The sequence below is a fragment of the Rhodococcus aetherivorans genome, from assembly GCF_025722975.1.
Classification (GTDB): Bacteria; Actinomycetota; Actinomycetes; order Mycobacteriales; family Mycobacteriaceae; genus Rhodococcus; species Rhodococcus aetherivorans.
In genome coordinates, this window is record NZ_CP106982.1 from 1,749,066 (window position 1) to 1,769,246 (window position 20,181).

Consider the following 20,181-nt stretch of genomic DNA (forward strand, 5'->3'; position numbering starts at 1 on the left):
ATCACCCGGCGGCGACGGATTCCGGCACGAGTCGGCCGAGCTTGCGGTATTCCTGACGCACCGCGGGTATGGCATGTTCCATGCCGATCGCGCTGTTGCTCGCCGCCGCGAGGTAGGCGGCGGTGATGGCTGCGGAACGAATGTTGCCGCCCGACAACGTGAACGATCGGGCCAAGTAGTCCATATCGAGATCGTCACTGCACGGTACCGGTGAGTCGAAACAATGCCGCCACAACGCCCGCCGTGCGTCCTCGTCGGGCGTCGGAAAGTCCACGATGGCGTCGAGCCGGCGGACGAATGCCTCGTCGAGGTTGGCGCGCAGATTGGTTGCGAGAACGGCGAGTCCGTCGAAGTTCTCCATGCGTTGCAGCAGATAAGCACTCTCGATGTTCGCGTAGCGATCGTGCGCGTCGCGTACTTCGCTCCTCTTGCCGAAGACGGCATCGGCCTCGTCGAACAGCAGCACGGCATTGACGCCACTCGCTTCCGCGAAGATGCGTTCGAGGTTCTTCTCCGTTTCGCCCACATACTTGTCCACCACCGCGGCCAGGTCCACCGAGTACAGGTCGAGACCGAGATCCCCGGCTATGACCTCGGCGGCCATGGTCTTGCCGGTGCCCGATTCACCTGCGAGGAGGGCGGTGACTCCACGCCCTCGTCCGCCACCGGGCCGCATCCGCCAGTCGGTGAGGACTCGTTCCCGATAGCGAGCACGAGCGGTGAGCTCGTGCAACTGGTCGACGACGCGGTGGGGGAGTACGAGATCATCCCAGCCGACCGAGGGTTCGATGCGCCGGGCGAGTCGCTCCAGCCCAGCCGCGTTCTGCGCCCGCGCTCCCTGGCACAGGTCTCGTCCGGTGAGGGTGCTGCCGGTCAGGCTCGCCGATATACGCGCCGAACGAACCGCACGTTCGATCTGTGCCGGACCCAGCACGAACTGGTTCGCGACCTCGGTGAGGGAGCCGTCGACGACGCTGTCCCCGGCTGCGACGGCCCAGAGGTGTGCTCGGTCCTCGGTCGACAGGCGCTCCGCATCGACCTGGAGCGGCACGCTGTCCGACCAGCGCGGATCCCAGGTGACGGTTCCGATCGCAACGACGGGTGCTGTCAGTTCGCACAACGCCCGGATGATCGCCGTGTGTGTGGCCAGCGCGTCCATGGGTGTCACGACTATCCCGGCTCCGCGTAGCATCGCTTCTCGGCCCAGCCCAACCACCGCGCGGGCCGGGTCGGGGTGCTCGAGCAGCCGGCTGGCGTCCACACACAGGGCGGAGCGACCTGCTGCCTCCAGGGCTGCAACGGCAACAGCAGGAGCGCCGGACCCGATGGACTCCCGGATGTAGGTGCAGTGCTGGCCTGTTCGTATCGTCCGCGCGATCCGGCCGGACACGGGAGACTCGAAATGCCCTGCATCGAAAGGCAGATCGGCGATCTCCGGGTCGCAGCGATCGTCGCCGAGCAGATGCTGGGTCACACGATCCGGAACTCGCAGGCCCCGGGTGAGAAACGGGCGCTCCTCGTCCTCCACCAGTACGAGGCCGGTTTCGATCAGCGGCGCCCCTGCCGCCAATCGTGCGCGGTGCTCGGCTGTCATGGGGGACAGCTCGAGTAGTTCGAGGACCAGGCCGATCGTCGCCCTCCGCCGCGTGACGTCGTCGTTGAGGTAGCCGTAGAGACGTTCGAACCGCGAATTCAAGTCCGGCAGCATGCACATCAGCAACGCGTCGACATCGATGTCGGACAGCCCGGCGGACCGGGCAAGCCGACGCAGCCGCAGGTCGCCGCCCGCCGCTTCTGCCGCGTCGGCCCGGCGATCCAGTGCGATGCGAGCCACGCGGTCGGACTCCGGCGGGGGTGGAACCACGTCGAGCAACGCCACTGCGGATTCGTCGCTCAGATACAGGCCTCGGAAGGGGTCGTCGGGGGTTGGATCGTAACTGCGCCGATGGGTCACGACCATGCGGACGCGTGCCTCGATCAGGGCGCACCGGTCGAGCAGATCCCGCAGGTTGGCGTCCGAGTTCATTCGTTGCGTCCCTGCTTGCGGCGAGCCTTGCGCATGGTGATCGACGGACTCTCGCCGTCCGCCGGAGGTGCGTCCTCCGGCAAGGTCTCGAGGCCGGACGGGACGGGATCGGAGCCGTCCGGCGCCGGCGTGCGTCTGCGCTTCTGCTCACCAGGAACCGAGCCGTGTTTCCCTTCAGCGGACAGGCGCGGAGTGCGAAGGGCAGGTGGAGCGGCCGGGTGCACACGACCGGTAGGTGTGGGCATGCTGACGACGAGGTCGAGGGACGGTTTGAGTTCACCGCCGAGCGCTGTCCAGACGTCCGCGAACGATCGGTCTTCGGGCGGTGGCAGCGCGACGGCGACCGGAACAGGCATCCCGAGGTCGGCCAGCGAACCGGACAACAGGCTCCCCGGCAGTGCATCGTGCCGCAGGAAGCAGGTCAGCAACCGACCCAACAGGTGATGTTCGTCCTCGGGACGTTGGGTCCAGGCGGCCACGAGATAGGAGAGCTTGAAGTAGCGGGGAGGTAGATGCCGGGCGCGCACGAGCCCGTTGTCGTATTCGTTCACGAGGCCACGCTGGCGTCGGCGCAGGTCTTCCCTGATGTCGTACAGGTAGACGTCGACCGTCGGACCGGTGCGGCGGGCCGCCCAGTCCTTGGTCGGTGCGTCGAAGACGACATCAACCTCCGCGTCATCGATCGCCTCGTGCTCGATCAGCTGGCGGAGAGCTGCATCGACATCGGATATCACGGCGACCACCGGCCTCAGATCAGTCCCTCGCGGACGGCATATGCCACGGCGTGCGATCTGTTGCGGAGCTGCAGCCGGGTGGTGATGTCGTGCAGGACGTTCTTGACCGTGCGCTGGCTGTAGCAGAGCTTCTGCGCGATCTCAGAGGTGTCGTGTCCGTCGGCCACCAGACGCAGAACCTGGACCTCGCGTTCGGAGAGTCCCGAGAATCGCAATCCGCGCGGCGTCAGTACCTGTCGCTGCAGGGCACCGACCTGGCCGAGCAGGCGGCCGAGAAGGTCAGGAGGAACGACCCCGTCCCCGGCGATGACGCGCTGGACGGTGCGGACCAGCAGGTCGGGTGTCGCGTCACTACGGCGGAGCAGGCCGCTGATACCGCCCTCTGCCGCGGCGACGAGCGTGGAGTCGTCGATGACACGCAGGACGAGGATCACTCGCGGCGAGAAGCCGCGCTGGAGGGCGTGGAGGGTCCGCATGGCGGCGTCGTCGAGAACGTCAGCGGCGAGGATGGCGACCTCCGCGGATTCCGGATCGGTGTCGACGACGGCCACCTCGCTCCGCATGCGCAGCTGACTGACTACTCCGGCCCGGAGTATCGAGTCGTCGGCGTATACGTAAACAGGCACTCGGGGTTGCATCTCTTGCTCCCGGGGGAGGTGTGAATGGGCAACAACAAGTGTCCGGACGGCGCTCAACATCGGCTCAACGGGCGAATCGGAACGCTCAACACGGTGGACGTCCATTGCCCGGACCGAACGAGATCCCCAGGAATCGCTTCGGAGGTCGAATTACCCGTGAGGCGGCTCGAAGGGGAACGAATTGCGGTCACCGCCGGTGCGGTGCGTAGGCTCACCGGCACACAATGTGCGGCAGATGCGGATCTACAGCGGGTCGAAGCTGATGTTCTGCCGCGGCGTGCCGCCGGCGGACAGTGCGTAGAGGGTGGTCTTGATCATCGACGGGGACCCGGCGATCTGGATCTGCCGATCGGCCCAGGAGCCGAACTGTGAGACCACCTTTCCCAGCTTGCCGTGCAGGGTCCGGTGCAGGCCCGGCGGCGGATCTTCCACGGGAACCGGGTGCCACCACGGGTTCTCGGTCTCCTCCACGACGGGCACGACCGTGAGCCACGGATTGGTGGTGGCCAGCTGCCACAGCGTCTGCAGGTCGTAGAGGTCGCAGGGGTACTTGCCGCCGAAGAACAGGTGCACGCGCGGGTTGTCGCCCCGCATGCCCATCTCCATCAGTTGCGCCCGCAGCGGCGCGAGGCCTGTGCCGGAGGCGATCATCAGCACGTCCTCACCGCTGTCGCGGTCGACGTGCAGGCCGCCGAGCGGCGGCCCGATCACCCAGCGGTCCCCGACGGAGGTGTCGCCGACCAGTGCCGGGCTGACCCAGCCGCCGGACACGCGACGGACGTGGAACTCGATCTGGCCGTACGGGTTCGGGGGGATTGCCGCCGACAGGTACCGCCACATGTGCGGCCGCTGCGGGATCTGCACGCTCATGTACTGCCCGGCGTGGTACGGGATGGGCGAGTCCGTCTCGAGCCGGATGATCGCCAGGTCGGGCAGCACCCGTTCGTGGCCGACGACGGTGGCGCCCCACGCGGCGGGCAGGTCGTCCTCGGCGGCGGCGGCGGCCATGGTGTCGACGACGTGGGTGATGACCCCGGACCACGTGCGGTCGAGGGCGTCGGTCCACAGGATGGGCGGGGTGCACTCGCGCACGGCGGTGTGCAGGGCCCGGCCGGCGGCATGGAAGTGGTCGGGCCGGACGCCGTACTTGCGGTGGTCGCGGCCGAGCTGGGTGAGGAAGGCGGTGACGGTGTCGGGGTCGCCGAGCCGGTTGATCGCCCAGCCGACGGCGGTCGCGAACCGCTGCCGCATCGTCTCCATTCCCGCGGGGAACAGCTCGCGGATGCCGACGGTGTCGCTCCACAGGGCGGTGTAGAAGGCCGTGGCGAAGCGCTCGGCGCCGCCGGGGGTCGCGACGATCGACGCGAAGCTGAGCTGGACACGGGCGACGGCGAAGGCCTCCACGCACCCTCCCGCTCGCCGTCTCTGCTGGTCGGCCGCCACTGTAGTCCCGCGGCGGTGTTTCGGCCACAATCGACGTCGAGCGGCTCGATGACCCCCGCGATGTGCCGCAGGTCACACGACTCGATAAAGTTGAGCGGAACAAACTCAACTTTGGGGCCGTTGAAGCATGCGAACGCCCGCGGCGGGAGGCTGGCGGGTGCAGAATTGATACCGGCTCGCTCAATGAAGGGAAGGGGTTCGCAGTGGACTCGTTCAATCCCACCACCAAGACCCAGGCGGCGATGACGGCTGCCATGCAGTCCGCGTCCGCTGCGGGCAATCCGGAGATCCGTCCGGCCCACCTGCTCGTCGCGCTGCTCGACCAGACCGACGGCATCGCCGCGCCGCTGCTCAAGGCCATCGGCGTGGACCCGACCGTCGTGCACCGGGAGGCGCAGACACTCGTCGACCGGCTGCCCAGCGCCACCGGCGCCACCACCACGCCGCAGCTCGGCCGGGAGGCCGTCGCCGCCCTGACCGCCGCGCAGCACCTCGCCACCGAACTCGACGACGAGTACGTCTCGACCGAGCACGTGCTCGTCGGCCTGGCCGGCGGCGATTCCGACGTCGCCAAGCTCCTCGTCGGGCACGGCGCCACCCCCGCCGCGCTGCGCGACGCGTTCACCACCGTCCGCGGCAGCGCCCGCGTGACCAGCCCGGACCCCGAGGGCACCTACCAGGCGCTCGAGAAGTACTCGACCGACCTCACCGCCCGCGCCCGGGAGGGCAAGCTCGACCCGGTCATCGGCCGCGACAACGAGATCCGTCGCGTCGTCCAGGTGCTGAGCCGGCGTACCAAGAACAACCCCGTGCTCATCGGCGAGCCCGGCGTCGGCAAGACCGCCATCGTCGAGGGCCTCGCCCAGCGCATCGTCGCCGGCGACGTCCCCGAGTCCCTGCGCGGCAAGACCGTCATCGCGCTCGACCTCGGGTCGATGGTCGCCGGCGCCAAGTACCGCGGCGAGTTCGAGGAACGCCTCAAGGCCGTGCTCGACGAGATCAAGGAATCGGCCGGGCAGATCATCACCTTCATCGACGAGCTGCACACCATCGTCGGCGCCGGCGCGACCGGCGAATCGGCGATGGACGCCGGCAACATGATCAAGCCCATGCTCGCCCGCGGCGAGCTGCGCCTCGTCGGCGCCACCACCCTCGACGAGTACCGCAAGTACATCGAGAAGGACGCCGCCCTCGAACGCCGCTTCCAGCAGGTGCTCGTCGGCGAGCCGAGCGTGGAGGACACCGTCGGCATCCTGCGCGGGCTCAAGGAGCGGTACGAGGTGCACCACGGCGTGCGCATCACCGACTCCGCGCTCGTCGCCGCCGCCACCCTCTCCGACCGGTACATCACCTCCCGGTTCCTGCCGGACAAGGCCATCGACCTCGTCGACGAGGCCGCGTCCCGGCTGCGCATGGAGATCGACTCGCGCCCCGAGGAGATCGACTCGGTCGAGCGCATCGTCCGTCGCCTCGAGATCGAGGAGATGGCGCTGCAGAAGGAGACCGACGAGGCCTCCAAGGACCGGCTCGAGAAGCTGCGCGCCGAACTCGCCGACGAACGCGAGAAGCTGAACCAGCTCACCACCCGCTGGCAGAACGAAAAGACCGCCATCGATTCGGTGCGGGGAATCAAGGAACAACTCGAGGCGCTGCGCGGCGAGGAGGAACGCGCCGAACGCGACGGTGACCTCGGCAAGGCCGCGGAGCTGCGCTACGGCCGCATCCCGCAGCTGGAGAAGGAACTGGAGAAGGCCGCCGCCGCGTCCGGAGCCGCCTCCGACGGCGACGTCATGCTCAAGGAGGAGGTCGGCCCGGACGACGTCGCCGACGTCGTCGCCGCCTGGACCGGCATCCCCGCCGGCCGCATGATGGAGGGCGAGACCGCCAAGCTGCTGCGCATGGAGTCCGAGCTCGGCAAGCGGGTCGTCGGCCAGGACGAGGCCGTACAGGCCGTGTCGGACGCGGTGCGCCGCTCGCGGGCGGGCGTCGCCGACCCGAACCGGCCCACCGGCTCGTTCCTGTTCCTCGGCCCTACCGGCGTCGGCAAGACCGAGCTGGCGAAGGCGCTGGCGGACTTCCTGTTCGACGACGAACGCGCCATGGTGCGGATCGACATGTCCGAGTACAGCGAGAAGCACTCCGTCGCGCGGCTCGTCGGCGCCCCTCCGGGCTACGTCGGTTACGAGTCGGGTGGCCAGCTCACCGAGGCGGTGCGTCGCCGCCCCTACTCGGTGGTGCTGTTCGACGAGGTCGAAAAGGCCCACCCGGACGTGTTCGACACGCTGCTGCAGGTGCTCGACGACGGTCGGCTCACCGACGGGCAGGGCCGCACCGTCGACTTCCGCAACACGATCCTGATCCTCACCTCGAACCTCGGTGCGGGTGGCGACCGGGAGCACATCATGGCGGCGGTGCGGGCGGCGTTCAAGCCGGAGTTCATCAACCGGCTCGACGACGTGGTGATCTTCCACTCGCTGACCGAGGAGCAGCTCGAGCAGATCGTCGACATCCAGCTCGAGCAGCTGGCCGGGCGTCTAGCGGCCCGGCGGCTCGCGCTCGACGTGTCGACCTCGGCCCGGTTCTGGCTCGCCGTGCGGGGCTACGACCCGCAGTACGGTGCGCGTCCGCTGCGCCGGCTCATCCAGCAGTCGATCGGCGATCAGCTCGCCAAGAAGCTGCTGGCCGGGGACATCAAGGACGGCGACACCGTCTCGGTGGGCGTCAGCGACGACGGCGACCACCTCGTGATAGGCGCCTGACGGCGCCGGTGCGTCCTTTGGGCTGCTGTGCCAGCCCGAAGGACGCACCGGCGCGCAGCGCCTAACCTGGAGGGACCATGACGAACCCGCACGATCCGCGCACCCCCCAGGAGCGCGCCTACTCGCTCGACGAGGGGCGTGCGGACGACGCGCGCGCGACGGGCACCGGCCGCACCGACCCGGACGCCGACGACACCCGGGTCCTGCACACCGCCGACCCGACCGAGGCGTACGGCCGTCCGCCCGCCAACCCCACCCTGGTCTACCCGGCGTACGACCCCCGGTTCGATCCGACGGCGGCGCCGCCCAACCCGACGCAGGCGTTCGAGCAGCCCGGCTCCTACGGGCCCCAGCCGCAGTACGCGCCGACCCAGCAGTACGCGCCGACCCAGCAGTACACGTCGGCGCAGCAGTACCCGCACACCCAGCAGTACGGGGCGGCGCCACCCACCCCGCCGCACACCGGCGAGTACCCGGCTCTCGACGCGAAGCCGCCCCGGCGGCGCCGTTGGGGCCTGATCCTGCTCGCCGCGGTGGCGCTGATCGTGCTGGCCGGCTTCGGCGGCTATCTGCTCAGCGGCGGCAGCGGCGACGACCCGCAGCAGCGCAGCGCGGCGGCCCCGACCACCACGACCACGGTGCCCCGGCCCGCGCCCACGACGCCCGCGCCCACCACCGACCCGGCCGTGCCCGGCCTGCCGTTCGAGCAGCTGCCCGGCGGGCTCGGCGACGTCATCGGCGCGGCCGGCACCGTCGTCGGCACGATCACCGCCAACGACGGCACCTCCCTCACGCTCAGCGGCATGGGCGGCTCGAGCGTCACCGTGCGGCTCACGCCCGAGACGCAGATCATGTCGCTCGCGGGCTCCGATCCGTCGGCGCTGCGGGTCGGCGACTCGGTCGTCGCGCAGGGCTCGCCGTTGCGGGACGGGGAGATGATCGCCGACACTGTGGTCAGCGCGTCCCTGCCGTCCTTCGGCGGTCCGGGCAACTAGAACGCGATAGGCTGACCCTCGATGACGGTTATGTGGTTCGGACTGGCGGCGATCGCACTCGCGGGTGCGCTGGTGCTGCTCTACATCGACCGCACGCGCCGCGAACAGTCCGGCCGCGTGCGCGAGATCTGGGCGCGCGCCCAGGGCTACAAGTACAGCGCCGCCGACGACACCCTGCCCGGGCACTGGCACCGGGCGGCCCTGGCCAAGCAGGAGTATCTCGGCGCGGTGGACGTGGTCCACGGCATCCGCCGTGGCGAGGAGTTCATCCTCTTCGACATCGAGGAGACCGCGACGATCGTCGCGGTGCGCCGCAAGGTCGGCTCCGACGTCGACATCGACCTGCGCCTGAAGTCGACGCCGCCGCCGAAGGACTCGGACATGAACCTGCTCGGCGCCATCGGTCCGCGCATCGTGTTCGCCACCGACCTCGAGATCGCCCGCCGCATCTGTGACCAGCGCATGGTCGCCTACACCGAGTCGATCCCGCCGCACGTGCAGATGCTGTGGAGCGAGGGCGAATGGACCCTCGGCTCGATCCCCGTGGGCAGCACCGGCCGGGAATGGGACTCGGCCATCGAGACCGTCGCCCGGCTCTCCGGGATCCTGCACGTGCTGCCCCCGATCGTGGAGCCGCAGGAACTCGACCGGGTCGCGCACGACCCCGGCCGCCCCTCCGCGCGGCACTGAGCCCACCGCGTCACCGGAAGCGGCCGGCGCGCTGCGCTAGCTTTAGCCCATGACTTCCGCTGCCACCCGGCCCGTCGCCCTGATCACCGGCCCCACGTCCGGCATCGGCGCAGGCTTCGCGCGCGCGCTCGCCGGCAAGGGGTACGACCTCGTGCTCGTCGCCCGTCGCGAGGAGAGCCTGCGGTCCCTCGCCGACGAACTGACGTCGCGTTTCGGCACCACCTCGGAGGTCCTCGCCGCAGACCTGGCCACCGAGGACGGCCGCGCCTCCGTCGCGCGGCGCCTCGCCGAGGGCGTGGAGATGCTCGTCAACAACGCCGGGTTCGGTACGTCCGGCGAATTCTGGACCGCCGACCCCGCTCTGCTGCAGTCGCAGCTCGACGTCAACGTCACCGCCGTGATGCAGCTGACCCGGGCCGCGCTGCCGCCGATGATCGCGGCAGGCAGGGGCAGCATCGTCAACGTCGCCAGCGTCGCCGGGTTGCTCTCCGGGCGGGGTTCGACGTACTCGGCGAGCAAGGCCTACGTCGTCTCGTTCACCGAGGGACTGGCCGGCGGCCTCGCCGGCACCGGGGTGCGGGTGCAGGCGCTGTGCCCCGGCTTCGTGCACACCGAGTTCCACGAGCGGGCCGGGATCGAGATGAGCTCGATCCCGGAACTGATGTGGCTCGACGTGGACACGGTGGTGCGCACGTCCCTCGCCGACCTCGAGGCCGGCAAGGTGATCAGCATTCCGGGCCTGCAGTACAAGGTGCTCACGACGGTGGGCCGGCTCGTCCCGAAGAACCTGGTGCGCAGGGCGACCAACCTGGTCGGCCGCGGCCGGGGACGGACGTAGGCCCAGCGCAGGTAACGGTCCGGACACGGCGCGCCGACACGGCGCGTCGCGACTCGGGCGTCCCCTCGGCCCCGCGGTAGATTCCGCCCTGTGACGTCTGTGGCTCTTGTGATTGTCGTTGCGGTCGTGGTGGTACTGCTGCTGTGGACGCGCGTCGCCGTCCGCCGCCTCCGGGTGCTGAAGTCGCGCCACCGTGACAGCCTGCGCCTGCTGACCAACGAACTCGACGACCGCTACGACCAGGTGCCCGCCCTCGTCGCGGCCTCCGCCGGCGCCGGCATGGACCGCAGCCGGCTCAGCCCCGTCGTCGGAGCCCGCTCCCTGGCAATCGCCATGCGCGACCAGCGGCTGCCCCTGGGCGAGCGGGCCGCGGCCGAGAACACCCTGTCGGCGGCCCTGCACGACCTGATCGGCGTCCTCGACGGCGTCAACCACTGGCCGTTCATCCGCGTCGCCCGCGAGTTGCAGACCCGCGAGCAGCGCATCGCCGGGGCCGCCCGCGTCCACAACGACCTCGGCCGCGCCATCAACACCGCGACCATCACCTTCCCGGCCTCGGTGTTCGCGCGCCTCGCCGCGGTCGGACCCGTCCCGCTGTTCGAGGTCGCCGCCCCGCCCGCCCCCACCGCCGTGGCCCCGCCGGAGCCCGTCGCGACGGCTCCCGCCTCCGCCCCCGGAGGCGACGCGCCGACCGGCGGATCGGACGCGCCGACCGGCGGATCGGACACCGTCGCGGCCTGACCGTCGGACCCCGACTAGGCTCGTCGTCGCCGGCGCCCTCGGGGCGCGGCGTGGAACGAGAGACGGTGAGGGGTTGCGATGAGTGATCGCGAGGAGTTGGCTGCGCTGGTTCGCGAACTGGCGGTGGTGCACGGCAAGGTGACCTTGTCGTCCGGCAAAGAGGCCGACTACTACGTGGATCTCCGCCGCGCCACCCTGCACCACCGGGCCGGCCCGCTGATCGGCAAGCTCATCCGGGAACTGGTCGCCGACTGGGACTTCGACGCCGTGGGCGGCCTCACCATGGGTGCCGATCCGGTGGCGCTCGCGGTCATGCACGCCGCCGGCCGCCCGATCGACGCGTTCGTCGTCCGCAAGGCCGCCAAGGCGCACGGCATGCAGCGGCAGATCGAGGGTCCCGACGTGCTCGGCAAGCGCGTCCTGGTGGTCGAGGACACGACCACCACGGGCAACTCTCCGCTCACCGCGGTCAAGGCCCTGCGCGACGCCGGCGCGACGGTCGTGGGTGTCGCCACCGTCGTCGACCGGGCCACCGGTGCCGGCGAGGTGATCGCCGCGGAGGGCGTCGAGTACCGCTACCTGCTGGGTCTGCAGGACCTGGGACTGCAGGACGCCTAGGTTCTCCGTGGCCGGGCGGGTGCGACGGACCGCGACGCGCCTCGCGGACGGCCGGGAACTGTTCTATTTCGACGACACCGAGCCGTACGTCGGTGGTGGCGCGGTGCGGGAGCGGCACGACACGCGGCGGCTACCGTCGGCCGGGGCCGCGTCCGAACTCCGCTTCGACCCGCTGACGGGGGAGTGGGTGGTCTCCGCGTCGCACCGCATGGACCGCACCTTCCTGCCGGACCCCGCGGACTGCCCGCTGTGCCCCACCCGTCCGGGCCGGGCCGCCACCGAGATCCCCGCCGACGACTATGACGTGGTGGTGTTCGAGAACCGTTTCCCGGCCCTCGGGCCGGGTGGCGCCGTCGCCGGTCCGGTGGACGGCGACCCGCTGTGGCCGCGACGACCCGCGACGGGCCGCTGCGAGGTGGTCGCGTTCACCGCCGACCACGACGCCCGGTTCGCCGACCTGAGCGTCGCGCGGGCCCGCACGGTGTTCGATGCGCTGGCCGACCGCACCGCCGAGCTCTCGGCCGCCCCCGACGTGCGGCAGGTGTTCTGCTTCGAGAACCGCGGTGCGGAAATCGGTGTGACGCTTCAACATCCGCACGGGCAGATCTATGCCTACCCGTTCCTGCCGGCGCGCTCGCAGGTACTGGTGCAGCGCGCCCGCGCGCACCACGCCGCGACGGGCCGGCTGCTGCAACGCGACGTGCTCGAGGCCGAACGCCGGGCGGGCACGCGCATCGTGTGGTCCGGGCGGCGGTGGACCGCCTACGTGCCGGCCGCGGCGCGGTGGCCGATCGAGGTGCACCTCGCCCCGCATCGCGACGTGCCGGACCTCACCGCCCTCGACGACGCCGAGCGCGACGAGCTGGCGGTGGCCTACCGGGAGTTGCTGCGCCGCGTGGACCTGTTCTTCGACGGCGTGGACCGCGTCCCCTACATCGCGGCCTGGCACCAGGCGCCGGTCGGCGACGAGCGACCGTACGGTCGTCTGTTCTGCCAGATCTTCTCGCTGCGCCGCGCCGCCGACAAGCTCAAGTACCTGGCCGGCTCGGAGTCCGCGATGGGTGTATGGATCAGCGACACCTCCGCCGAACGCATCGCGGCGCGACTTCGGGAGCTCGCCGGATGAAGGTGTGCGCGGCCGCGGCGGCCGAGTTCGCCCGGGAGTTCGGTGGGATACCGGAGGGGGTGTGGTGCGCGCCGGGCCGGGTCAACCTGATCGGTGAGCACGTCGACTACGCCGGCGGGCTGTGCCTGCCCCTGGCGCTGCCGCAGGTCACGGCGGCGGCGGTGCGTCGCCGCGACGACGGGACGGTGCGGCTCGTCAGCGAGGGCTTCGCCGGTGCGTCCTTTGGGCTGCTCCAGCCGCCCAAAGGACGCACCGGCGGCTGGGCCGCCTACGTCGCCGGGGTGATTCATACGCTCGACCCGCCCGGGTTCGCGGGCGTCGACGTCGCGATCGCCTCCGACGTGCCGGTGGGGGCGGGCCTGTCCAGCTCGGCGGCGCTCGAGGCGGCCGTCGCCCTCGCCCTGGCCGAGCTGTACGGGCTGCCGGTCGACGATGCCGGCCGGGCCGCCCTCGCCGCCGCCTGCACGCGGGCCGAGAACGACTGTGTCGGCGCCCCCACCGGCGGCATGGACCAGCAGGTCGCGCTGCGCGGCCGGGCCGGTCGTGCACTGCTGCTGGACTGCGCGACCGGAGCGGTCGAGCACATCCCGATCGACCTGGAATCGCACGGCCTGGCGCTGCTCGTCGTCGACACGGACGCGCCGCACCGCCTCGTCGACGGGCCGTACGGGCAGCGGCGCCGCGACGTCGAGGAGGCCGCGCGCCGGCTCGGCGTGACGAGTCTGCGCGAGGTCGACACCGTGGCTGCGCTCGACGCGCTGACCGATCCGGTGCTGCGGCGCCGGGCCGGGCACGTCGTCACGGAGATCGCCCGGGTGCGTGCCGCCGTCGCCGCGCTGCGGGACGACGCCCCGGACCGGCTCGGGCCGCTGCTCGACGCCGCGCACCGGTCGCTGCGCGACGACTTCGAGGTCAGCTCCGTCGAACTCGACAGCGCCGTCGACGCCGCCCGCGCCGCCGGGGCGCTCGGGGCCCGGATGGTCGGCGGCGGATTCGGCGGATCCGCGATCGCGCTGTGCCGGGCGACGGACGTCGCCGCGGTGGCGGAGGCTGTGACGGCGGCCGCCCGCGAGCGGGACCTGCCGCGGCCGAAGTTCCTGCGTGCGGTGGCGGCGGCGGGCGCCCGGCGTTGCTCCTGAGGGAAAGGCGGCCGGGTGACGTCGTGCGGGTCGGTACGCTGCCGGCCATGGGATGGTTCAGCCGGGACAAGTGGAACGCCGAGCATGTGGTGTTCGCCGCGGCCGCGGCGGCGACGGTCGTGGGCGGGGTGCTCGGCAACGAGCGGTTGCAGCGGGTGGCCAAGCCGCTGATCGGCCCGTCGCTGGCGGTGCGGGTGCTGCGGCACGCCCCGCACACCGACCGGCTCGACACCGCCCTGCTGCTGCTCGGGCTGACCGGCGCGACCGTCGGCGACGTGTTCATGATCGACCCGGACGACGACGCCCGGCTGCTGCGCGGTGCGTCGTCGTTCGCCGTGATGCAGGCCTGCTACTCAGCCCTGCTGGTGCGTCGCGGTGCCCGTCCGACGCGGTCGGCGGCGGTGCCGCGGGCGGTCGCGGCGCTCGGGGCCGCCGGTCTGCTCGGCGCACGGTCCCCGGAGGTGGCGGCGCCGCTGACCGGGTACGGCGCCCTGCTGGGCACCACCGCGACGCTCGCCGCCGATCCGGCGCTCGCGCCCGGGGCCCGGCGGGTGGCCGGACTGCCGATCCCGAACGAGGACCGGCGCAGCTGGCTGGGCGCCGGCGGCCTGGTCTTCACCCTGTCCGACGGCACCATCGTCGTGCGGCGGGTGCTGCTGCGGTCGCAGCGGACCCGGGCCGCGGCGGAGGGATTCGTGCTCGCGACGTACGCGCTCGCGCAGTTGCTCCTCGTCGAGGGCAAGCTCGCCCTCGGCCGGGACGACACTCGCGCGCGCCGGGGCTACCTGCGCGGGTAACGACGGGCGCGGCAGGCACTTTCGTGCGCGCGTCGCCTACGGGCAGAGGACGATCCGGTCGCGGTCGCGGGGGTCGACCCGGATGCCGACGACCCGGCCGGGCTCGAACCGGGCGAGATCCTCGCGGGCGACCTCGTAGAGCACCCGTCCGTGGTACGGCTCGGAGCCCGGCACCGTCAGGTCGAGGTCCAGTTCGGTCAGCTCGCCGTTGTCGACGGTGTGGCCGAGTTGCCGGGCCGAGGTGATGGTGGCCCAGCCCTCGAGGCCGCGGCGGGCGAGGCGGCGGTCGGCGCGCGGCGGCCGCCCGGCGAGGATCATGGCGATGCCCAGCGCCGAGCCGTACGCGGCCAGCAGGAACATGATCTGGTAGGGGACGGTGCCCTCGGGGGAGTTGCCGACGAACAGGCCCAGCCACAGCGCCAGGACGACGATGTACCCGGCGGTGACGAATGCGACGGCACGAACGACTCGAACGTGGTTCATTGCTCCTCCGATGCCAGGATAGTCCGTGACCTGCGCCACGTCCGTCGTCGCTACGCTGCATCCATGAATTCACCCAGTGTGTTCGTCACCGGCGCCGCCTCGGGGATCGGCCGCGCCACCGCACTGCTCTTCGCCCGCCGCGGTTACCGGGTCGCGGCCGTCGACGTCGACGCGGCGGGCCTCGAGGTGCTCGCCGCGGAGCAGCCCGGCATCGTCACCGGCGTTCTCGACGTCACCGACGCGCCGGGCTGGGAGCGGGCGCTGAAGGGGTTCTGCACCGACGGCACCCTCGACCTGCTCGTCAACAACGCCGGCCTCCTGGCGTCGGGACCGTTCGAGACGACCGCGCTCGCACGGCACCGGCAGATGGTCGACGTCAACGTCACCGGCACGATCACGGGCTGCCACAGCGCGTTCGAGTACCTGCGCCGCACGCCCGGCGCCCAGGTGGTCAACCTCTGCTCGGCGTCGGCGCTCTACGGCCAGCCGGAGCTCGCGACCTACAGCGCCACCAAGTTCGCCGTGCGCGGGCTGACCGAGGCGCTCGATCTGGAATGGGCCCCGCACGGCGTCCGGGTGATCGCGTTGTGGCCGCTGTTCGTCGAGACGGCGATGACCCGGGACCTGAACGTCGGCGCCGCGCGGCGGCTCGGGATCCGGCTCACCGCCGACGACGTCGCCCGGGATCTCTACGACCTGACCCGCCCCGGGCGGCGGCCGTCGGGTGTGCACCACGCGGTGGGCTGGCAGGCCAAGGCGTTCGCCGCCCTCGCGCAGGTTACGCCCACCCGGCTCAATCGCCTGGTCAACCGGTGGGTGACCGGCAGCTGAGGCGGTCTCGCTAGAGTGGCGGACGGATCAGCGACGGAAGGAGTCGGGTGAACGTGCGTCGGATGTCGTCGATCGGTGCGGCCGCGGTGGCGGTGCTGGCACTGGCCGGGTGCGGAGGGACCGCGGACGGCGGGGAGCAGCCGGCCGCCGCGTCGTCGGCGAGCGCGGCCGCCACGACCACCACCACGACCGCGGCACCCGTGCCGACGGCCCCCGGGACCACGACGGCCACCGGGACCACGACGACCACGCCGCCGGCGCCGGCCCCCGACAGTGCGCCGACGACGCTGGCGGACGTGCAGTACGAGCGCAACGAGTCGTACTACTTCACCAGCCCCGACGGCGGGTTCCGCTGCGGCATCGTCAGACTCCCCTCGCGCACCGAGGCCGGCTGCGAGGGCGCCACCGATCCGGTCCCCCCGCGTCCCGAGAATTGCATGGTCAACTGGGGCAACGGTATTCGCGTGCAGGACGCGGGCCCGGCGGAGTTCATGTGCTCGGGCGGCTCGGTCTACACCTCCGGCGGCGACGACCCGGTGCTGCCGAGCGGATCGCGGCTGAGCAAGCTCGGCTACACGTGCGAGACCACCGACGCCGACGTCACCTGCGCCAACGACGCCACCGGTCACGGCTTCACGATCGCCGCCGGCTCCAACACGACCTTCTGACCGTGCAACTCGACGACGCTCCCGGCCCCACCGAGTGGGGCGAGCACCCGCACGGGTGCGGCCCGTGGGCCGAGGAGTTCGGCACCGAACCGCCGCAGGATCCGCGCTACGATCCGGAGCTGCTGGCCCGCGGCGACCGCCGCAACGTCGTCGACGCCTACCGCTACTGGACGCGCGAGGCGATCGTCGCCGACATCGACAACCGCCGTCATCCGCTGCACGTGGCGATCGAGAACTTCGGGCACGACGCGAACATCGGCACGGTGGTGCGCACCGCCAACGCGTTCGCGGCGGCCGCCGTGCACATCGTCGGCCGTCGGCGCTGGAACCGTCGCGGGGCCATGGTGACCGACCGGTACCAGCATCTCGTGCACCACCCCGACGTCGACTCCCTGATCGACTGGGCAGCCGGACGGGGACTGACGATCGTCGCGGTGGACAACACACCCGGATCGGTGCCGCTCGAGACCGCGCAGCTGCCCCGCGCGTGCATGCTGCTGTTCGGCCAGGAAGGGCCCGGTGTCACGGCGCGGGCGCGGGAGGTCGCGGCGACGACCGTGTCCATCGCCCAGTTCGGCTCGACCCGCAGCATCAACGCCGGCGTCGCCGCCGGGATCGCGATGCACGCCTGGATCCGGCAGCACGCCGATCTCGACCGGGCCTGGTGAAGAAACGTTCGACGGGGAGCGGCCGATAGGGGAAAGCTGGTATCGGTAGCGACGGTGAGACGAGGTTGGCGACGACATGTCGGATGTGTGGGCCGAGCGGGCGGATCTCGCGGAGGCTGCAGTCATGTCGCGGCACGTGCGGCGGCTGTGGGCGCTGCCCGGCACCGCGCTCGGGGTCGTCGGCTGGCCGGCGGTGCGCCGCGAACGGCTCTTCCTCACCTGGCACTACTGGTGGCAGGCCCACCTGATCGATCTCGCGGTCGACGCCGCCGAGCGGGAGGCGACGCCGCGGCGCCGGCGCCGGGTGCTGCGGCTGACGCGCTCGCACCGGATCCGCAACCTCGCCGGCTGGACCAACAACTACTTCGACGACATGGCCTGGCTCGGCCTGGCGCTCGAGCGGGCGCAGCGGCACCTCTACGTCGACCGCCGCGACGCCATCGCCGTCCTCGAGAACGAGTTGTTCGCGGCGTGGGCGCCCGAGCGGGGCGGCGGCATCCCCTGGCGGCGCCGCGACGACTTCTACAACACCCCGGCCAACGGCCCGGCGGGCCTGCTGCTCGCCCGCACCGGAAAGCTGCTGCGGGCCCAGGAGATGGCGGACTGGATCCACGAGACGCTGCACGACGCGGAGACCGGCCTGATCTTCGACGGGATCCGGCGCGACCGGGTCGAGCGCGCCGTCTACACGTACTGCCAGGGCGTCGTGCTCGGACTGGAAACGGAGCTGGCGGTGCGGATGGGCGATCCGCGGCACCGGGAGCGGGTGCACGCCCTCGTCGAGGCCGTCGACAACCAGCTGACCGAACGGGGGGTGATCACCGGCGGCGGCGGTGGGGACGGTGGGTTGTTCAACGGCATCCTCGTCCGGTACCTGGCGATGGTCGCGACGACGCTGCCGGTGGTCGATCCCGAGGACGAACGGGCGCGCCGGGTCGCGGCGCGGATCGTGCTCGCGTCCGCGCAGGCCGCGTGGGCGAACCGCCTGCAGATCGAGGGGCTGCCCCTGTTCGGGCGGGACTGGTCCGTCCAGGCCCGGCTGCCGGGAACGGCCCCTGGGATCGCGCGCTTCTCCGGCGGCACGGTGCGCAGCTCGGGGGTGGCCGAGCGGGATCTGTCGGTGCAGCTGAGCGGGTGGATGCTGATGGAGTCGGCCTACGCCGTGGCCGCCGAGCGGGCGCCCGGGCCGAGCGCCGCGCGGCCCGACCGCACCCGTTTTGAAAACGGTTATCGATAACGGCTATCGTCGACGGCATGACCGTCGCGACGCCCCTGCCCGTCACCGTGCTCTCCGGCTTCCTCGGCGCGGGCAAGACCACACTGCTCAACCACATCCTCGCCAACCGCGACGGTGCGCGCGTCGCGGTCGTCGTCAACGACATGAGCGAGATCAACATCGACGCCGCGCTCGTCGCCGGCCAGGGCAGCCTCGACCGCACCACCGAGAAGCTCGTCGAGCTCACCAACGGCTGCATCTGCTGCACGCTGCGCGAGGACCTGATCGAGACGGTCGCGCGGCTCGCCCGGGAGAACCGGTTCGACCATCTCGTGATCGAGTCGACCGGCATCTCCGAGCCGATGCCCGTCGCCGCGACGTTCGACTGGGAGTTCGACGACGGCTTCCGCCTCAGCCGGCTCGCGCGCCTCGACACGATGGTCACCGTCGTCGACGCCGCCACATTCCTCGCCGAGCTCGCGCGCGGCGACCGCCTCGACGACCGCGCGCTCGAGGCCGGCGCAGGCGACGAGCGCAGCATCTCCGACCTGCTCGTCGAGCAGGTCGAGTTCGCCGACGTGCTGCTGGTCAACAAGACCGATCTGGTGAGCGACGCCGTCGCCGGGGCCGTCGAGGCCACGCTGCGCCGGCTCAACCCGACGGCGCGGCTGCTGCGCACCGTCCACGGCGCCGTCCCGATCGACGAGGTCCTCGGCACCGGCCGCTACGACCCGGAGGCGGCCGCGCTCGCCCCGGGCTGGGCCGAGGAGCTCGCCGGCGGTCACACCCCGGAGACCGAGGAGTACGGCATCCGCAGCGTCGTCTACCGCGCCGACCGCCCCTTCGACCGGGCCCGGCTCGAGGCGGCGGTGGAGAACCTGCACGGGGTGCTGCGCAGCAAGGGCTTCTGCTGGTTCGCCGACGACCCGGACACCGCGGCGATCTGGTCGCAGGCCGGCCCCAACCTGATGCTCGAACCGGCGCAGCCGTGGTCTCTGACCGGCGAGACGCCGGGCCAGGAGATCGTCTTCATCGGGGTGCGCCTGGACCCGGACACCCCGCGCCGCCTCCTGGATCCGGCTCTCGCGGCCGGGCACTCCTAGTCGGGGTCGACGTCCGCGATCTCCACGTCCACCGCGGGCCGCGCCATCTCGATCCGGTACTGCCGGACGCCGAGCACGGTGCCCACCACGAGGACGGCGGCCATCACGGCGAGGACCGTCGGCAGCAGCCACGAGACCCGCTCGAGGTATTCGCCGAAGTAGAACCCGACGAGCAGCAGGACGGGCGCCCACAGGATCGCGCCGATCGTGGACGCGATCGTGTACCGGGTGTGGTTCATCCGGGCGGCCCCGGCCACCAGCGGCGACAGCGTGCGCACCCACGGGATCCAGCGGGCGATCAGCACCGCCCAGAACCCGTACCGGTCGAGCAGAACATTGACCTTCCGCAGGTTGGCCGCGTTGAGGTATCGGCCGTTGCGGCGGGCGATGAGGTGGTGGCCGCGACGGTGGCCGATCACGTACCCCACCTGGTTCCCGGCGATCGCGGCCACCATCGCGCCGACCGCCAGGGCCCACACCTGCGCCGCACCGGAATGGTGGGCGGCCAGCACGACGCCGGCGGTCAGCAGCATGGAGTCCCCGGGCAGGAACAGTCCGAGGATGATCGCGCACTCGACGAACACGAACGTCACGACGACGAGCCACACCAGGGCGGGCCCGGCGGTTTCGAGAGGACCGAAGGTTTCCGCGGCGAGAATCATGGAGGA

Annotated in this window: 20 protein-coding genes; 14 read left to right on the forward strand and 6 right to left on the reverse strand. The window is 71.5% G+C overall.

Annotated features, from left to right (window positions below):
* Position 1: 1 nt before the first annotated feature.
* The 4 genes from OCS65_RS08030 to OCS65_RS08045 form a co-directional block, all read right to left on the reverse strand.
* The gene (locus OCS65_RS08030) at positions 2–2,026 is read right to left on the reverse strand and encodes an ATP-binding protein (protein WP_065922229.1); all 2,025 of its coding nucleotides are present in this window, start codon (positions 2,024–2,026) and stop codon (positions 2–4) included.
* Positions 2,023–2,760, reverse strand: a complete 738-nt coding sequence (locus tag OCS65_RS08035; protein ID WP_072635971.1) for a Pvc16 family protein — start codon at positions 2,758–2,760, stop codon at positions 2,023–2,025. The genes OCS65_RS08030 and OCS65_RS08035 overlap by 4 nt, the downstream gene beginning before the upstream one ends.
* Before the next feature lie 14 nt (positions 2,761–2,774).
* Complete coding sequence (locus OCS65_RS08040) at positions 2,775–3,386, reverse strand: response regulator transcription factor (RefSeq protein ID WP_373566445.1); 612 nt, start codon at positions 3,384–3,386, stop codon at positions 2,775–2,777.
* A gap of 255 nt (positions 3,387–3,641) precedes the next feature.
* Positions 3,642–4,802: an FAD-binding oxidoreductase gene (locus OCS65_RS08045; RefSeq protein ID WP_006931236.1), complete on the reverse strand. Its 1,161-nt coding sequence runs from the start codon at positions 4,800–4,802 to the stop codon at positions 3,642–3,644.
* 242 nt (positions 4,803–5,044) lie between these two features.
* On the opposite strand from OCS65_RS08045, the gene clpB reads away from it, so the two are divergent.
* The 9 genes from clpB to OCS65_RS08090 all read left to right on the forward strand — a co-directional run bounded on the left by clpB (position 5,045) and on the right by OCS65_RS08090 (position 14,544).
* Positions 5,045–7,600, forward strand: coding sequence for an ATP-dependent chaperone ClpB (gene clpB, locus OCS65_RS08050; protein ID WP_029545447.1), 2,556 nt, complete (start codon positions 5,045–5,047; stop codon positions 7,598–7,600).
* A 77-nt stretch (positions 7,601–7,677) separates the two neighbouring features.
* A complete protein-coding gene (locus OCS65_RS08055) occupies positions 7,678–8,595 on the forward strand; it encodes a DUF5666 domain-containing protein (protein ID WP_029545445.1) in 918 nt (305 codons plus the stop codon).
* 30 nt (positions 8,596–8,625) lie between these two features.
* Positions 8,626–9,285: a type III secretion system chaperone family protein gene (locus OCS65_RS08060; RefSeq protein ID WP_029545443.1), complete on the forward strand. Its 660-nt coding sequence runs from the start codon at positions 8,626–8,628 to the stop codon at positions 9,283–9,285.
* A 49-nt stretch (positions 9,286–9,334) separates the two neighbouring features.
* On the forward strand, positions 9,335–10,123 hold the full coding sequence (locus OCS65_RS08065; RefSeq protein WP_029545441.1) for an SDR family NAD(P)-dependent oxidoreductase: 789 nt from the start codon (positions 9,335–9,337) through the stop codon (positions 10,121–10,123).
* 108 nt (positions 10,124–10,231) lie between these two features.
* Positions 10,232–10,864: a LemA family protein gene (locus tag OCS65_RS08070; RefSeq protein WP_306430621.1), complete on the forward strand. Its 633-nt coding sequence runs from the start codon at positions 10,232–10,234 to the stop codon at positions 10,862–10,864.
* Between the two features lie 78 nt (positions 10,865–10,942).
* The gene (pyrE, locus tag OCS65_RS08075) at positions 10,943–11,482 is read left to right on the forward strand and encodes an orotate phosphoribosyltransferase (protein WP_006945331.1); all 540 of its coding nucleotides are present in this window, start codon (positions 10,943–10,945) and stop codon (positions 11,480–11,482) included.
* A 19-nt stretch (positions 11,483–11,501) separates the two neighbouring features.
* Positions 11,502–12,608, forward strand: coding sequence for a galactose-1-phosphate uridylyltransferase (gene galT / locus OCS65_RS08080; protein ID WP_251551007.1), 1,107 nt, complete (start codon positions 11,502–11,504; stop codon positions 12,606–12,608).
* Entirely contained in the window at positions 12,605–13,747 is a 1,143-nt protein-coding gene (gene galK / locus OCS65_RS08085; protein ID WP_029545435.1) for a galactokinase, read from the forward strand. The genes galT and galK overlap by 4 nt, the downstream gene beginning before the upstream one ends.
* Positions 13,748–13,794: 47 nt before the next feature.
* Positions 13,795–14,544, forward strand: coding sequence for a lysoplasmalogenase (locus OCS65_RS08090; protein ID WP_029545433.1), 750 nt, complete (start codon positions 13,795–13,797; stop codon positions 14,542–14,544).
* Positions 14,545–14,580: 36 nt separating this feature from the next.
* On the opposite strand, the gene OCS65_RS08095 is transcribed toward OCS65_RS08090, so the two are convergent.
* Positions 14,581–15,027: a hypothetical protein gene (locus tag OCS65_RS08095; RefSeq protein WP_043796715.1), complete on the reverse strand. Its 447-nt coding sequence runs from the start codon at positions 15,025–15,027 to the stop codon at positions 14,581–14,583.
* A gap of 63 nt (positions 15,028–15,090) precedes the next feature.
* Here OCS65_RS08095 and OCS65_RS08100 point away from each other — a divergent pair, with 63 nt between their 5' ends.
* The 5 genes from OCS65_RS08100 to OCS65_RS08120 all read left to right on the forward strand — a co-directional run bounded on the left by OCS65_RS08100 (position 15,091) and on the right by OCS65_RS08120 (position 19,513).
* Positions 15,091–15,858, forward strand: a complete 768-nt coding sequence (locus tag OCS65_RS08100) for an SDR family oxidoreductase (protein ID WP_029545431.1) — start codon at positions 15,091–15,093, stop codon at positions 15,856–15,858.
* 47 nt (positions 15,859–15,905) lie between these two features.
* A complete protein-coding gene (locus tag OCS65_RS08105; RefSeq protein WP_029545429.1) occupies positions 15,906–16,526 on the forward strand; it encodes a hypothetical protein in 621 nt (206 codons plus the stop codon).
* Between the two features lie 2 nt (positions 16,527–16,528).
* Entirely contained in the window at positions 16,529–17,194 is a 666-nt protein-coding gene (locus OCS65_RS08110) for a TrmH family RNA methyltransferase (RefSeq protein WP_029545427.1), read from the forward strand.
* Between the two features lie 76 nt (positions 17,195–17,270).
* The gene (locus OCS65_RS08115) at positions 17,271–18,431 is read left to right on the forward strand and encodes a glycoside hydrolase family 76 protein (protein WP_161997176.1); all 1,161 of its coding nucleotides are present in this window, start codon (positions 17,271–17,273) and stop codon (positions 18,429–18,431) included.
* Between the two features lie 17 nt (positions 18,432–18,448).
* Positions 18,449–19,513 (forward strand): GTP-binding protein, encoded by a 1,065-nt coding sequence (locus OCS65_RS08120; RefSeq protein ID WP_065922232.1) that lies wholly within the window; start codon positions 18,449–18,451, stop codon positions 19,511–19,513.
* Here OCS65_RS08120 and OCS65_RS08125 read toward each other — a convergent pair.
* Positions 19,510–20,175 (reverse strand): DedA family protein, encoded by a 666-nt coding sequence (locus tag OCS65_RS08125; protein ID WP_006945353.1) that lies wholly within the window; start codon positions 20,173–20,175, stop codon positions 19,510–19,512. The genes OCS65_RS08120 and OCS65_RS08125 overlap by 4 nt on opposite strands.
* Positions 20,176–20,181: the final 6 nt, after the last annotated feature.